This window comes from Arthrobacter sp. FW306-1B-F12A (assembly GCF_058781865.1).
In genome coordinates this window covers 34,354-47,921 of sequence record NZ_JBYSXD010000036.1, presented here as the reverse complement: position 1 = coordinate 47,921, position 13,568 = coordinate 34,354, and the positions used below count along the sequence as shown (strand labels likewise).

Below are 13,568 nucleotides of genomic sequence, written 5' to 3'. Positions count from 1 at the left end.
GTCCCACCCCGACCCCCACGCCGTCGCCTAGCGACACCAAGGGCGGCGGCGGCCTGGGCGGACTAGGCGGCTAGCGCTGGATCAGCGGGCTCAGGGTGGCAGCACGGGCGGCCGCCCCGGACATTCCGAGTGATTCAAGCCAGTTGCCCAGCATGAGGTAGCCGCCTTCGGTGAGCACCGATTCCGGGTGGAACTGCACCCCGCACAACGGCGCCGAACGATGCTGCAGGCCCATGACAACCCCGCTGGCGGTTTCGGCCGTGATTTCCAGGACGTCGGGGATGCTTTCCCGGACAGCCGCGAGGGAGTGGTACCGGGTGGCCGTCACCGGCGAGGGCAGACCGGCGAAAACGCTCTTGCCGTCGTGCTGCACAGGTGAGGTCTTGCCGTGCATCAGCTCCGGGGCATGAGTGACAGTCCCGCCGTAGGCCTCGGCCAGCGCCTGGTGCCCAAGGCAGACCCCGAACATCGGCTTGTTGTTGTCTCCGCACCATTTGATCAATTCAATGCAGACGCCGGCTTCGGCGGGAGTCCCGGGGCCGGGGGAGATCAGCACGCCGTCGCGCGCGTCCGCCAGCTCGATCGCTTCGGCGAGAGTGACGTCGTCGTTCCGGACCACTGTGGTTTCCGCGCCGAGCTCCTGCAGGTAGCCGACCAGGGTGTAGACGAAGCTGTCGTAGTTGTCCACGACGAGGATTTTTGTTGTGCTCATGGCTGCTGTGCTGAACCAATCGTTGAGTCGGTGAAGGTAGTGAATTGTGACATCCAGGGGAAGAGGAACTGGACCATTAGGACAAGCGCGCATGCCACGAGTGCCGCTGATGTCAGGATACGCACCCAGAGGGGTCCCGGGAGGTGGCGGAAGATCCATCCGTACATGGCTTAGCCCTTTCCGGCCGTCTGGGCGACTTGCTTGGCGATGTCCTGCGGCGGCCCGGCTGATGCCGGCTGCCAGCTTTCCAACAAGGAGTAGGCGATGATGCGTTCTTGCGCACCGAAGCGCGGATTGCAGCTCGTCATGGTCAGGTAGCTTTCGGTGGGCGTCGCACCTGGTTGTGCGGGGACCGGCAGAAGGACGTCCGTCCGCGAGGGCAGCACGATCTGGTTGTTGCGGAAGACATACGTGTAATAGCCGTCTTTGGTCTGCACGTAGATTTTGTCGCCCGGAACCAGGAGGTGGATGTTGTCCAGCACTGCGCCGTGGGTCTGGCGGTGGCCGGCGACGGCGAAGTTGCCAGGGGCTCCGGGCATGCTCGTGGTTCCGTAGTGGCCGAGGCCCAGCGTATCCAGGATGTCGGAACCGGTGCCCTCGATGATGGGCCGCGAATAATCCGCGCCGAATCGAGGGATGTACATGATGCCGATCATGCCGCCGTGTTCGGGAGCCTCGGCAACCACGGGCTTCCCGTAGTCGGGCCGTGCAGCAGGGTTGGCAGGGACAACGGGTGCCACCGGTCCCGCGAAACTCTTGGCAAAACCCTGGACGGCCTGGCTTTGCTTGGCATCGGCTTCGACGTTGGTCCACCACAGTTCCCACGCCACAAAGAGCAGCAGGATAAGTCCGGCGGTGACGAGCAACTCGCCCACGACCTGGACGATCTTGCGCACGACGTCCCCCGTGCTTGGCCGTCCCTTGCGCCTCGCCGGGCGCGGCTTGTGTCCCGCGGGGCCGGAACCCTCCGCGCCGGTTCCTGTGCCGTCGTCCGGCACGGCAGCGGCTTGCTGCGTCTGCTGCTGCGCCACTGGATCTCCTCTTTGCAGGCGCGGATGCCCGACGACGAGCAGCCCCCGAAATCCGGCTAGACTTGACTGCTAGAACGAACCCCGGAATTGCCGCGTGCGCGTTGACCGCTGGAATTTTCCTTCCTGCAGGATATCAAGCCGGCGCGCGGCCTTTCATTCAGCCGGCCAAGGAGGAACCGTGCCCGAGTCCAAGCCCCGCAAGAGGGCCGCCCGCCCCACCGAAGCGGCCACCACGCAGCAGTACAAACCGAACCCCATCTGGTACAAGCCAGTCATGTTCGGTCTCATGATCATCGGCCTGCTGTGGATCATCACGTTCTACATCACCAGCGGCCAGCTTCCCGTACCTGCATGGGCGTCCTGGAACATCGTGGCGGGCTTCGGCATCGCGATCGTCGGCTTCCTCATGACCACGCGCTGGCGCTCCTGAGCGGCGACCTCACATTTCGGCCGCCTGCAGCGTCTACCAGACATGACCACCAGGCACACAACCATTGATTCCCTGCTGGGCCGGCTCACGCTGACTGCCCAGGACGATCTGCTGACCGGCATTTTCTTCGAGGGTCATTGGCATAAGCCGCCATCGGAGTTCTTCGGTGAGGCCGTCCCGGCTGAGGATCCCTTGTTCCAGCAAACCGCTCTTGAACTGGGCGAGTACCTGGCTGGCGAGCGGACCGTGTTCGATGTCCCGTTCAAGGCTTCAGGGAATCCTTTCCAGGAGCGGGTCTGGGCAAGACTCGAAGAAATTCCGTACGGGGAAACCGTCAGCTACGGGGAATTGGCCACTGAACTGGGCGATCGCAACCTTTCCCAGGCCGTCGGCTCGGCAGTCGGCCGCAATCCGCTGAGCATCATCATCCCGTGCCATCGGGTTGTGGGGCGCGACGGGAAGCTCACCGGTTACGCCGGCGGCCTCGACAACAAACGGTTCCTCCTGGAACTCGAAGAACCAGCGGCGGCAAAGGAAAGCAAGCTCTTCTAATGGAGCCCAAGAAGCCGTTCGAGCTGGTGGTCCGCGAGCACGGACCCACGGTCCTGCGCGTGTGCCGCGCGGTCCTCGGCGACCATGACGCGGAAGACGGCTGGTCCGAGACTTTCCTCTCCGCCTTGAAGGCCTACCCCGAACTGCCGGCGGGTGCCAACGTCCAGGCCTGGCTCGTCACCATCGCCCACCGCAAGTCCATCGACATCGTCCGCTCCAGGAACCGCCGGCCGGTTCCCGTGGACGAACTGCCTGTGCGACCGTCCGGACTCGGCATCCCCGGCGACGGCCACCGGGAGGTGCTCGACGCCGTCGGGCAGCTTCCGCCGAAACAGCGCCAAGCTGTGGCGTACCACTACCTCGCCGGGCTCCCGTACAAAGAAGTCGCCGGGCTCCTCGGCGGAACTCCCGACGCCGCGCGCCGCGCGGGAGCCGACGGCGTCAAGGCGTTGCGCACCATTCTCCTCGACAGCTCCTTGAGCTACGTGAAAGAAGAAACCCCATGACCATCCACCACGATGACGCGGACGTCTCCGAGCTCCTCGCACCCCTCGAATCCGCGGAACCAGCCGTCATGCAGCGCCTCCACGACCGCCTCGCAGCGGCCGCGGCGGAGCAGCACACGCTCGATATTGCCTACCGCACAGTGGATTCCCCGATCGGCAAACTGCTCCTCGCGGCCACGGAACGCGGCATGGTGCGCGTGGCGTTCGAAGTGGAAGGCCACGACGCCGTACTGCAGCTCCTCGCGGAAAAGCTCAGTCCGCGGATCCTTTTCTCGGCGAGCCGCCTGGATACGGCTGCCCGCGAACTGGACGAGTATTTTGCCGGGACCCGGCACCAGTTCGACGTCCCCTTGGATTTCAGCCTTTCGCGCGGGTTCCGGCTCAGCGTCCTTGAACATTTGCCGCAGATCGCCTACGGCCACACGGAAAGCTACGCGCAAGTGGCCTTGGCGGCCGGGAGCCCGCGAGCCGTGCGCGCCGTCGGCACCGCTTGCGCCACCAACCCGCTGCCGGTGATTGTGCCTTGCCACCGGGTGGTGAAATCCGATGGATCGTTCGGCAACTACCTCGGCGGCACGGAAGCCAAGCGCGCCTTGTTGGCTCTTGAGGCAGCATGAGTTCCGGGTGGACGGAACCGCTGTTTCCCCTTGAGTTGCCGGACGCGCCCGACGCCGGTCCCCGGGTAATCGCGCCCGGCGCGGTGCACGTTCCGGGCTGGCTGAGCCTTGAGCAGCAGCGGTGGATAGTGGCCCGCTTCGAAGAGTGGACGCGGGGTCCCGTCCCCTTGCGTGCCGCCGTCCTTCCCGGCGGCCACCCGATGTCCGTACGGACAGTCTGCCTCGGCTGGCACTGGCAGCCCTATCGATACACACGCGAGGCCTTTGACGTCAACGGGCGTCGGGTCCTCGACTTTCCTGACTGGATGGTGCGCCTGGGCCGCAAAGCAATGTTGGAGGCGTACGGCGACGCCGCCGAAGCCGCCAGGTATACGCCGGACACCGCGCTGGTGAATTTCTACGACGAGACCGCCAAGATGGGGATGCACCAGGACAAGGACGAAAAGTCCCGGGCCCCCGTGGTGTCCCTCAGCATGGGAGACAGTTGCCTCTTCCGCTTCGGAAACACGGAGACGCGCGCCAAGCCGTATACCGACGTCGGGCTCTCCTCAGGAGACCTCTTCGTGTTCGGAGGCGCTTCCCGTTTTGCGTACCACGGAGTCACCAAAGTCCTCCCCGGAACGGCTCCTGAAGGTTGCGGGCTGCCGAGGGGGCGGATCAACATCACCATGCGCGTCACGGGAATGTCGTAGGACCGGGGCACAATGGCAACAACAGCTTCTGCCCGGCTTCCTGTGGAGGAACAGCTATGAACCCGCCCGAGAACGGCACCATCATTGGCGACGACGGCCTTGCGCGTCCGCCGTGGGCATCCGTTGACCCGCTCATGCGGGAGTACTACGACCACGAGTGGGGCATGCCTGTAAGGGACGAACGGGGCTTGTATGAGCGCATCAGCCTCGAGGGCTTCCAGGCGGGCCTGTCCTGGTCCACCATTTTGCGCAAGCGGGAGGCATTCCGGTCCGCTTTCCTGTACTTCCACCCTGAAAGCGTCGCGGCTTTCACGGAGGCGGACGTGGAGCGGTTGATGCAGGATTCGGGAATCGTCCGCAACCGCCTCAAGATCCGTGCGGCCATCACCAACGCCAAGGCGACGATCGCCTTGCGGAGCGAGGGCGGGTTGGTGGACTTCGTGTGGTCGTTCCAACCGGAGTCGACGCCGGAACCGCGCACCTTTGCCGACGTCGCTACCCAATCGCCGGAATCGATTGCCCTGTCCAAGGCGCTGCGGAAGAAGGGCTTCGCGTTCGTGGGCCCCACCACCATGTACGCGCTGATGGAGGCGATCGGGATGATCGATACCCACCTTCTGGACAGCCATCGTCGGGGCAGCTCGGGAGTTTGGCTCTGACACCCACCCCCTTTCCACAGAAGTGCGTAACTTTATCCACAGCTGTGGACAATTCATGTGGACATCCATGTACATGAAGCCGGGATCCCCGACATTCAGGCGATAGCCGAGCACCCATGCCTTGGTCCCGTGGTTTTACCCAGTGTGTACAAGGCTGTGGATAGTGTCCGCGGGTTCACGGAGAGTTCACTCCCGAGGTATTGAGAACTTCATTCTGGCCCCGCTCATCACGGACCCATCAGCTTCCGGTTCGCTATCCCGGGTCCGCGATATCGGTTTAGTCGGGATGTGTGAAAGAATCTGCGTATGAATGCAGATAAGAGTGCTTGCTCGCTGGGGGTCGATAGCCAATACGTTGAATTGGCTGTGGAAGTATTCGCGATGCTGGCTGACGCCACGAGGGTCCGGATCGTCCTGGCGCTCCGGAACGGCGAAATGGCCGTCGGAGCTCTGGCGGAACTCCTAGGGAAGTCTCCGGCCGCAGTGTCGCAGCACCTTGCCAAAATGCGCTTGGCGAGAATGGTTTCCACGCGACAGGACGGAACCAGGGTCATGTACCGCCTCGAGAACGAGCATGCACGCCAGCTCGTCGCGGATGCAATATTCCAGGCGGAGCACGCCTTGGGCGGTACCCCGGCACACCACCGCGCAGAACAGGAATCGGCATGAGCGGTCACCCGCAAATTGGTCATCACGAGCACCACGTGCACGACCACGACCACGACCACGACCACGACCACGACCACGACGGACACTCCCATACGCACCACAAGGGTCTCAAGGGGTGGCTGTATGAGCTCTTTGTCCCGCACACCCACGATTCCGCCGATTCAATCGATGATGCCCTCGAGTCGAGTACGCAGGGCGTCCGGGCACTGAAGATCAGCCTTTTCATACTCCTGGGCACCACGGTCCTGCAGTTTCTTGTGGTCCTCATCAGCGGCTCCGTCGCATTGCTGGCCGACACAATCCACAACTTCTCGGACGCGCTCACCGCAGTGCCATTGTGGATCGCGTTCATACTGGGACGTCGTGCGGCAACCCGTCGCTACACCTATGGATACGGGCGGGCGGAGGATCTTGCCGGGCTGTTCATTGTCGGCGTCGTAGCGCTTTCAGCAGTGGTCGCCGCATGGCAATCCATCGATCGCCTTTTCCATCCCCAACCCCTGCACAATCTGTGGTGGGTTCTTGCGGCCGGAATCATAGGCTTTGCGGGCAATGAAATTGTGGCCGTCTACAGGATCAGGGTCGGCCGGCAGATCGGGTCAGCTGCGCTGGTTGCCGACGGCGTGCATGCGCGCATTGACGGATTCACCTCCCTCGCAGTGGTGCTTGGAGCAGGCGGCGTTCTGCTCGGTTTCCCTCTGGCGGACCCGATTGTCGGCCTGCTGATTTCGGCCGCCATCATCGTCCTGCTTTGGGGAACGGTTCGCAGCATCGGACGACGCCTGATGGACGGCATAGAACCCGAGGTGCTGGACAGCGCCCAGGCGGCGTTGGAAATGACACCCGGTGTATTCTCGGTGCCAAAACTGCAACTGCGTTGGGTCGGCCATCGCCTGCAGGGCGCCACGACAATCGTCGTCGCCGACGCGCCGCTGTCAGCGATTGAAGAAACTGTCGGCGAGGCCAGGCACCGGCTTGAACACGCGCTCCCCAAGCTCGACGACATGGTGATACAGGCCGTTACGGACGCTTGCCGCTGATCGACCGGATCCAGTTCCCAACCGCTCCCCAGCCGCTGCGGTTATGATGGCCCACTGAACCTTATGTTGAGCCACTGACCCGATCTTGAGCCAACGAACCGGACCCGCCGGCCGCCCGAGATCCACGAAAGAAGATGCCCATGAGCCAGCAAGCGATTCTGGCGAAGCCTCGCCGAAACGTGGAGATGGTGCTGCTGGTGTTGGCACTTGGCGTCGGCATTGGGGCCCTTGCAATGACCAGTGTCGACAAGAAGGAAGCCCTCGACGTTGGATTCTGGCTTCAGGCCGGTACCTTGACGGCGCTGGCGGGGATCTTCCACGTCGTCCTGCGGTTCAAGGCAAGGTATGCGGATCCCGTGATCCTCCCGATTGTGGTGGCTTTGAACGGCCTCGGCATCGCCATGATCCGACGCTTGGATGCCTCAAACGGTACGACTGCCGGGGCTAATCAGCTCACATGGACGATCGTTTCGGTCCTGGTCGCGGCCGCCGTTTTGTGGCTATTGAAGGACCACCGGCTTTTGCGCCGTTACACCTTCATTGCACTTGCGGTCAGCGCCGCCCTCCTTATCCTTCCCCTCGTGCCCGGCATTTCGGCCGGCGACATCAACGGCGCGAATGTCTGGATACGCCTCGGTTCACTGCAGTTCCAGCCCGGCGAGATCGTGAAGATTACGCTGGCCGTCTTCTTCGCGGGCTACTTGTCCTCCAACCGGGACTTGATCCTGCTGGCCGGCAGGAAATTCGGGCGCCTGCAGTTCCCCAGGATCAAGGACACCGGGCCCATGATCACCGCGTGGGCCGCGAGCGTGGGCGTACTGGTTTTCCAGCACGACCTCGGCATGTCCATACTGCTGTTCGGCCTATTTATCGTGATGATCTACGTTGCCACAAGCCGGGCCAGCTGGCTGGTCCTCGGCGTCGTGCTCATGCTTTTGGGCGGATACGCCGCGGCAAAGATTTTTTCCCATGTCGGCTTGCGCATTGACGCGTGGATCAACGCTTTCGACCCCCAGGTCTTCACCCGATTCCCCGGAGGCAGCGCCCAGATTGTCCAGGGCCTCTTCGGGATGGCCGACGGCGGCCTGATCGGCAAGGGCCTCGGGCTCGGGAGCCCTGACCTGGTGCCTTTCGCGAACAGCGACATGATCATCGCTTCCCTTGGTGAAGAACTCGGCCTGATCGGGCTGTTCGCTATCGTTCTCCTCTATTTGCTCCTTTTCACGAGAGGGTTCCGGGCCGCCCTGGGCATCCGGGATGCTTTCGGGAAGCTCCTTGCCTGCGGGCTGGCCTTCTCCATGGCTCTTCAGTGCTTCATCATTATCGGCGGCGTCACCCGCCTTATCCCCCTCACGGGGCTCACGACGCCGTTCCTCTCCGCTGGCGGGTCCTCCCTCCTCGCCAACTGGATCATCGTCGCCCTGCTGTTGCGGATCAGCGACGCTGCGCGTAGGCCCCAAACAGTTGCGTCCCAGACCGAACACGTTCCGGTCTGACACCCTTACGGACACCGGTCAGCTACCACGTGGCGAGCCGCCCAGCTAGTCCCACCGCCACCCTCGCCTCGCAAGGCCCCGCGGCCAGGGAACCCTCCCGGCGTGGGCCCTCGCAGTTGTTGTCGTTTTGGAGCCTCATAACGACAACAACTGCGAGCTAGTTGGGTTAGCCGCGCGCCGGCACCTTAAGTCGAAGTTACGCACTTAACAACAGGCAGCTACCCACAAGTTATCCACAGTTGGGGAAAAACCGTGCCTGCATAGTGGAAAACTCCCGGAACGGCGGGCCTCAAGGGGCAGCAAAGACAACGAACTACAGCGATGTGAGTTATTAACAATGTTGATAACTCTGTTGATACCGCGCTCTTTTGGCTGCGAACACTGAGGTTGTCCACACACCACCGGATAACCCACTTCTTATCCACATACCCACAGGCGTGTGGGCAAAAGTTATCCACAGGTGTGGACGTTAATCGCCGGAGAAAAGCGCAGCCCCTGCCATCTCGCCCTACAGTGTCCATTCACCATCGAACTACAAGCTTGTAAGTTACGCACACTGTGGATAAGGCCTGTGGAAAACATATCCAAAAGTATTGACGGACCTGAAAGCTCAGTTCTAAGCTGGCGTTATTCAATGAACTAGTTGATAAACCATCTGCTTGAGTACGGCGGAGGACCCCGAAATCCGCGATCCTCAGGCCCGACCCACCAGGGGAGAAGCATGCCGGGCACGATTGCTGCAGCGGTGCTGGACCCGGAAGACCAGCTCAACAGGGCGTTCATGGCCCTCGCCGATCCTGTCCGCCGCAAGATACTCGCGCGGTTGGCCTTGGGCGATGCCACCGTCAACGAGATCGCCCAGCCCTTCACCGTCACCCTCCAAGCCATCTCCAAGCACCTTCAAGTGCTCGAGGGCGCGGGCCTCATCACAAGGAGCAGGGAAGCGCAGCGCCGTCCCTGCCATTTGAACATCACAGCGCTGGGTCCCTTGGCTGAGTGGATCGAGAACTACCGTCTTCAGGCCGAGGAACGTTTCGCCCGGCTGGACCAACTATTGGCCAGCACAACCGACAAAGACAGTCCCGAAAAGGAGAAGAACAATGAGCACCAACACAACAACCATTGACGTCGCCGCGGGCACGCCGTTCATCGATACGAGCCGCGACTTCGACGCCGCACCCTCGCGCGTGTTCCAGGCTTTCACGGACCCCGAACTCGTCGTCAAATGGCTGGGTCCGCGTCGCCTGGAAATGCGCCTGGAGTCATACGACGCGCGCACGGGCGGCAGCTACCGCTACACGCATGTGGACGAACAAGGCAACGAGTTCGGTTTCCGCGGGGTCTTCCACGAGGTCCAGGAGCCATTGCGGATCATCCAGACCTTTGAGTTCGACGGCGCCCCGGGGCAAGTCACGCTGGATACCACCAGGTTTGAAGACCTCGGAGGCCGCACGCGCGTAGTGCAGCACTCTGTGTTTCCCTCGGTGGAAGCCCGGGACATGGCAGTAGCCAGCGGCATGGATGCGGGCATCAAAGAGTCGATGGACCGCTTGGAGGAACTCCTGGGGTAAAGCCAGGGCGCTGTTAGCCCGCTGTGGCCCGAAGGACGGTAGCGAGGACCAGAATCCCGGCCACCAGGGCCATGCCTGCGGTCTGCAACAGCGCCTGGCGGGGTCCACGCGGAGCAAAGGCAATCACGGCTGCGCACAGGCCACCCGTGATCAGGCCGCCCAAATGGGCCTGCCAGGCAATGCCGGGGACAACGAAGCCAATCACGCCGTTGATGGCAATGAGGATCCACAGCTGCCGGGTGTCTCCGCCGCGCCGGCTTTGAACTACCAACAGTGCGCCAAAGAGGCCGAAGATGGCGCCGGACGCACCTTCCACTCCAGTGGGAGGCAAAACAGGTGTCAGAAGCAGGAAACCGACAGAGCCGCCAATGGCGGACAACAGGTAGACGGCCAGGAAGCGGATGCGCCCCAAGACCGGCTCCAGCACCTGGCCGAAAATCCAGAGCATGTACATGTTGAGCACGATGTGCAGGACAAAGCCCTGGGAATGGACAAAAGCGCTGGTCAGCATCCGCCAGGGTTCGAAGGCCCCGTATTGCGGAGCGGCGTAGACGGACGCAAAAGCGAGTTGATTCTCCACGACACCGCCGGGAATCAACCATTGCAGCACGTACACCAGGGCACACAGCCCGATAAGTATGTACGTCGCCAAAGGACGTCCTGTCGCAATGGCGCCGCCATAGGCGGAACGCACTGCCGGCGTCGAACGCTTCATTTCATTGACGCAGTCAATGCATTGGAACCCGACGGCGGCCGCCCGCTGGCACTCGGGGCATGCGGGACGCCCGCAACGCTGGCACCGCACATAGGAGGGCCTGTCCGGGTGCCTGGGGCACACCGGAATGTCTGCTGACGGCTCTGCCGCCGGGATTCCGTAACTCATATGCTGTTCAGGCTCCGGGGATCAGAGCTGGACAATGTCGATGCTGTTGATGACGACGTCTTCGACGGGGCGATCGCCCATGCCGGTGCGGACAGCCTCGATGGCGTCTACAACTTTCTTGGACTCCTCGTCTGCAACCTCACCGAAGATGGAGTGCTTGCCGAAAAGCCAGTCGGTGTTGACCGTGGTGATGAAGAACTGGGAGCCGTTGGTGCCCTTGCCCATCTGGATGCCGGCGTTGGCCATGGCCAGCTTGTAAGGGGCGTTGAAGTTGAGTTCCGGGTGGATCTCGTCGTCGAACTTGTAGCCCGGACCGCCGATACCGCGACCGAGGGGATCGCCGCCCTGGATCATGAAGTCTTTGATGATGCGGTGGAAAATCGTGCCGTTGTACAGCGGGGTACCAGTCTTGTCTTCACCGGTCTCAGGGTGCGTCCAGGACTTTTCGCCGGTGGCCAGGCCAACGAAGTTGGCTACCGTCTTGGGCGCGTGGTTGCCGAAGAGGTCAACCACGATGTCACCGAGGCTCGTGTGGAAAGTTGCTTTTGCGGTTGCGATGGTCATATCGCCATTGTTTCACGCAGGGTCAACGCCGGGGCGGCCAGGAGGGCGGTTCCGCGCTCGGTGAAATCTTCCATGAATCCGCTGGATGAATAGCCGGTGCCGAACAAGCGACGTAGGCTAACAACAAACGAGCATGTTGATCGGGAGGTAGTTGTGAAGAAATCGGACCGGATTGCCCGCGAACTTGAACACACCGTTGTGAATGGTGTCGAAAATGCCAAGGACTGGGCGACACCGCGCGTCGAAGCAGCTGTGAACTGGGCTGTTCCCCGCATCCAGCACGGAATCGACACTGCGTCGCCGAAGCTCCAGGAAGGCCTGAAATCGGCTGCCTACAACCTCGCCGACGGCGTTGCAACCGTCACGCCGAAGCTCCAGGAAGGCCTGGCGAACCTCGCGCCGAAGATCCACGACGTCGTCGAGGACGCCTCACCCAAGATCCAGGAAGCCCTTAACAAAGCCACCCCGGCGCTCAGCCACGCGCGGGACAAAGTTGTTGAGGAGTACTTGCCCAAGCTTTCCGAGCAGCTCGGGCAAGCCTCCGTGGTTGTGCACCAGGCCCTCGAGAATGCACCCGCGCAGGTGGACGCAGTCGCCCAGAAACTGGTGGACTCGGGAGTGGTTCACAATCTGCAGGAGCAAGCACAAGCCACAGGGGCCCAGCTGAAAGCCGCGGCCGAGGAAGCGTCCAAAACAGTCTCGAAAGAACTGGCCAAGACCCGGAAGCCCAAAAAGCGCGGTCTCCTGATCTTCACGGTCATTGCAGCAGCTGCCGCGGCCGGCGTCGCCGCATGGAAGGCCAGCCGTCCGGTGGAGGACCCGTGGAAGACCCCGGCCCCGGTAACGCCGTCGCCGGTGCCCGCCGCGGCAGCAGCCGAGAAGGTCGCTGACAAGGCGAACGAGGCCGCCGCCAAGGTAGCTGACACGATTGACGACGTGAAACTCAACGTTGCTGAGAAAGCCGAAGCCGTAGCCGAGAAGGCAAAGCACGCAGTCGAGGACGCTACGGACACTGCAGCAAAAGTGGCAACCGACGCCAAGACCGCGGTAAAGAACATCGCCGCCAGCCTCCACAAGGACGAAGCGGCCAAGGACCAGCCGGCCACAGACGAAGCCGGCAAGCACGAGGCCTAGGCAAACAGCCATATTCGCTCCACGTTGAAGGGATCCCGGTTCGCCGGGGTCCCTTCAATTGTTTGGCCACTTGTCACCGGAGGCTTCCTCACGTGACACCGCCGTGATGTTAGATTTATGGGGATGCCAGCCGATAGATCTTTCGTAGATGCAGCCACCAATGCAGCCGTCGCACCCGTGAAGCCGAGCGTTTCAATCATCATCCCGGCGTACAACGAGGAAAGCGTCATACGGCAATGCCTGATCGCGGCCATCTACCAGTCAGTACCTGCGGACGAGATCATCGTCGTTGACAACAAGTCCACGGACCGCACCGCCCAGATCGTCACGCAGATGCAGCAGGAATACCCGGAAAGCCCCATCATGCTGCTGAGCCAGGACAAAGCGCAGGGACTCATCCCCACCCGCAACTTTGGCCTCAATCGAGCCACGTCGGACATCCTCGGCCGGATCGATGCCGACTCCGTCGTTGAACCCGACTGGGTTGAGCAGGTCCAAAAGGCTTTCGCCGATCCCTCGGTGCAGGCGGCCACGGGTCCGGTGGTCTACTACGACATGCCGATGCGTCGATTCGGACTCAAGGCCGACGACAAAATGCGCCAGCTCATGCTTCGGCTTGCGAAGCATCAGTACCACTTCCTTTTTGGATCCAACATGGCGCTTCGCCGCTCCGCATGGGAAACCATCCGGGACGAAACCTGCCTGGATGAAAGGGACGAGATGCACGAGGACATCGATCTCTCCCTGCACCTTGCCGACCACGATCTCAGGGTGCAGTATTGGCCGCAGATGGTCTCTGGCATGTCTGCCCGCCGGCTCGAAGATTCACCGCGCGACTACCGCTATTACGTGACCCGCTTCGACCGCACCTACAAGGCACACAACGTCAAGAAGATGGCCCTGAAGGCTCCCATGGTGGTGTTCTTCTCGGTCTACTTCCCGGCCAAGCTTCTGCGGGCCATCCACACGGCCAATGCCGGCCAAGGCGTCCGCCGAGGCGGCCTCTAGCCAC

General features: G+C 62.3%; 17 protein-coding genes. 13 read left to right on the top strand and 4 right to left on the bottom strand.

The features are described from left to right. Positions 1-70: 70 nt before the first annotated feature. Together AC3WJU_RS16240 and AC3WJU_RS16235 are read right to left on the bottom strand one after the other, a co-directional pair. Positions 71-712, bottom strand: a complete 642-nt coding sequence (locus AC3WJU_RS16240) for an aminodeoxychorismate/anthranilate synthase component II (protein ID WP_059388885.1) — start codon at positions 710-712, stop codon at positions 71-73. A gap of 170 nt (positions 713-882) precedes the next feature. After that, entirely contained in the window at positions 883-1,743 is an 861-nt protein-coding gene (locus AC3WJU_RS16235) for a class E sortase (RefSeq protein ID WP_370872727.1), read from the bottom strand. A gap of 178 nt (positions 1,744-1,921) precedes the next feature. Between AC3WJU_RS16235 and AC3WJU_RS16230 the strand changes: the two genes are divergently transcribed. The 11 genes from AC3WJU_RS16230 to AC3WJU_RS16180 all read left to right on the top strand — a co-directional run bounded on the left by AC3WJU_RS16230 (position 1,922) and on the right by AC3WJU_RS16180 (position 9,975). Continuing rightward, positions 1,922-2,173: a cell division protein CrgA gene (locus tag AC3WJU_RS16230; protein ID WP_059388883.1), complete on the top strand. Its 252-nt coding sequence runs from the start codon at positions 1,922-1,924 to the stop codon at positions 2,171-2,173. A gap of 42 nt (positions 2,174-2,215) precedes the next feature. Next, the gene (locus AC3WJU_RS16225; protein ID WP_059388882.1) at positions 2,216-2,725 is read left to right on the top strand and encodes a methylated-DNA--[protein]-cysteine S-methyltransferase; all 510 of its coding nucleotides are present in this window, start codon (positions 2,216-2,218) and stop codon (positions 2,723-2,725) included. After that, complete coding sequence (locus AC3WJU_RS16220; protein WP_492260353.1) at positions 2,725-3,231, top strand: RNA polymerase sigma factor; 507 nt, start codon at positions 2,725-2,727, stop codon at positions 3,229-3,231. The genes AC3WJU_RS16225 and AC3WJU_RS16220 overlap by 1 nt, the downstream gene beginning before the upstream one ends. After that, the gene (locus AC3WJU_RS16215) at positions 3,228-3,848 is read left to right on the top strand and encodes a methylated-DNA--[protein]-cysteine S-methyltransferase (protein ID WP_492260352.1); all 621 of its coding nucleotides are present in this window, start codon (positions 3,228-3,230) and stop codon (positions 3,846-3,848) included. The genes AC3WJU_RS16220 and AC3WJU_RS16215 overlap by 4 nt, the downstream gene beginning before the upstream one ends. Next, the gene (locus AC3WJU_RS16210; protein ID WP_492260351.1) at positions 3,845-4,540 is read left to right on the top strand and encodes an alpha-ketoglutarate-dependent dioxygenase AlkB family protein; all 696 of its coding nucleotides are present in this window, start codon (positions 3,845-3,847) and stop codon (positions 4,538-4,540) included. Before AC3WJU_RS16215 ends, AC3WJU_RS16210 begins: the two co-directional genes overlap by 4 nt. Positions 4,541-4,596: 56 nt before the next feature. Then, positions 4,597-5,199 (top strand): DNA-3-methyladenine glycosylase I, encoded by a 603-nt coding sequence (locus AC3WJU_RS16205; protein ID WP_492260350.1) that lies wholly within the window; start codon positions 4,597-4,599, stop codon positions 5,197-5,199. Positions 5,200-5,505: 306 nt separating this feature from the next. After that, positions 5,506-5,868, top strand: a complete 363-nt coding sequence (locus tag AC3WJU_RS16200; protein WP_059388880.1) for an ArsR/SmtB family transcription factor — start codon at positions 5,506-5,508, stop codon at positions 5,866-5,868. Further along, the gene (locus tag AC3WJU_RS16195; RefSeq protein ID WP_284988569.1) at positions 5,865-6,908 is read left to right on the top strand and encodes a cation diffusion facilitator family transporter; all 1,044 of its coding nucleotides are present in this window, start codon (positions 5,865-5,867) and stop codon (positions 6,906-6,908) included. The genes AC3WJU_RS16200 and AC3WJU_RS16195 overlap by 4 nt, the downstream gene beginning before the upstream one ends. Before the next feature lie 140 nt (positions 6,909-7,048). Then, positions 7,049-8,404, top strand: a complete 1,356-nt coding sequence (locus tag AC3WJU_RS16190) for an FtsW/RodA/SpoVE family cell cycle protein (RefSeq protein WP_284988568.1) — start codon at positions 7,049-7,051, stop codon at positions 8,402-8,404. A 721-nt stretch (positions 8,405-9,125) separates the two neighbouring features. Next, complete coding sequence (locus AC3WJU_RS16185; protein WP_492260349.1) at positions 9,126-9,530, top strand: ArsR/SmtB family transcription factor; 405 nt, start codon at positions 9,126-9,128, stop codon at positions 9,528-9,530. Next, positions 9,505-9,975, top strand: coding sequence for an SRPBCC family protein (locus AC3WJU_RS16180; RefSeq protein ID WP_284988567.1), 471 nt, complete (start codon positions 9,505-9,507; stop codon positions 9,973-9,975). Before AC3WJU_RS16185 ends, AC3WJU_RS16180 begins: the two co-directional genes overlap by 26 nt. Positions 9,976-9,988: 13 nt before the next feature. Here AC3WJU_RS16180 and AC3WJU_RS16175 read toward each other — a convergent pair whose 3' ends face one another. Together AC3WJU_RS16175 and AC3WJU_RS16170 are read right to left on the bottom strand one after the other, a co-directional pair. Next, a complete protein-coding gene (locus AC3WJU_RS16175; RefSeq protein WP_059388875.1) occupies positions 9,989-10,858 on the bottom strand; it encodes a rhomboid family intramembrane serine protease in 870 nt (289 codons plus the stop codon). Positions 10,859-10,879: 21 nt separating this feature from the next. Then, entirely contained in the window at positions 10,880-11,422 is a 543-nt protein-coding gene (locus tag AC3WJU_RS16170; protein WP_059388874.1) for a peptidylprolyl isomerase, read from the bottom strand. Between the two features lie 153 nt (positions 11,423-11,575). On the opposite strand from AC3WJU_RS16170, the gene AC3WJU_RS16165 reads away from it, so the two are divergent. Both AC3WJU_RS16165 and AC3WJU_RS16160 read left to right on the top strand, forming a co-directional pair. Then, a complete protein-coding gene (locus tag AC3WJU_RS16165) occupies positions 11,576-12,556 on the top strand; it encodes a hypothetical protein (protein ID WP_492260348.1) in 981 nt (326 codons plus the stop codon). Between the two features lie 123 nt (positions 12,557-12,679). Then, positions 12,680-13,564, top strand: a complete 885-nt coding sequence (locus tag AC3WJU_RS16160) for a glycosyltransferase family 2 protein (RefSeq protein WP_059388873.1) — start codon at positions 12,680-12,682, stop codon at positions 13,562-13,564. Positions 13,565-13,568 lie beyond the last annotated feature (4 nt).

Coding starts and splice junctions, on each gene's coding strand:
- AC3WJU_RS16180 (WP_284988567.1), top strand. CDS start 9,505: ATGAGCACCAACACAACAACCATTGACGTCGCCGCGGGCACGCCGTTC.
- AC3WJU_RS16210 (WP_492260351.1), top strand. CDS start 3,845: ATGAGTTCCGGGTGGACGGAACCGCTGTTTCCCCTTGAGTTGCCGGAC.
- AC3WJU_RS16225 (WP_059388882.1), top strand. CDS start 2,216: ATGACCACCAGGCACACAACCATTGATTCCCTGCTGGGCCGGCTCACG.
- AC3WJU_RS16170 (WP_059388874.1), bottom strand. CDS start 11,422: ATGACCATCGCAACCGCAAAAGCAACTTTCCACACGAGCCTCGGTGAC.
- AC3WJU_RS16185 (WP_492260349.1), top strand. CDS start 9,126: ATGCCGGGCACGATTGCTGCAGCGGTGCTGGACCCGGAAGACCAGCTC.
- AC3WJU_RS16190 (WP_284988568.1), top strand. CDS start 7,049: ATGAGCCAGCAAGCGATTCTGGCGAAGCCTCGCCGAAACGTGGAGATG.
- AC3WJU_RS16175 (WP_059388875.1), bottom strand. CDS start 10,858: ATGAGTTACGGAATCCCGGCGGCAGAGCCGTCAGCAGACATTCCGGTG.
- AC3WJU_RS16160 (WP_059388873.1), top strand. CDS start 12,680: ATGCCAGCCGATAGATCTTTCGTAGATGCAGCCACCAATGCAGCCGTC.
- AC3WJU_RS16220 (WP_492260353.1), top strand. CDS start 2,725: ATGGAGCCCAAGAAGCCGTTCGAGCTGGTGGTCCGCGAGCACGGACCC.
- AC3WJU_RS16205 (WP_492260350.1), top strand. CDS start 4,597: ATGAACCCGCCCGAGAACGGCACCATCATTGGCGACGACGGCCTTGCG.
- AC3WJU_RS16215 (WP_492260352.1), top strand. CDS start 3,228: ATGACCATCCACCACGATGACGCGGACGTCTCCGAGCTCCTCGCACCC.
- AC3WJU_RS16240 (WP_059388885.1), bottom strand. CDS start 712: ATGAGCACAACAAAAATCCTCGTCGTGGACAACTACGACAGCTTCGTC.
- AC3WJU_RS16200 (WP_059388880.1), top strand. CDS start 5,506: ATGAATGCAGATAAGAGTGCTTGCTCGCTGGGGGTCGATAGCCAATAC.
- AC3WJU_RS16195 (WP_284988569.1), top strand. CDS start 5,865: ATGAGCGGTCACCCGCAAATTGGTCATCACGAGCACCACGTGCACGAC.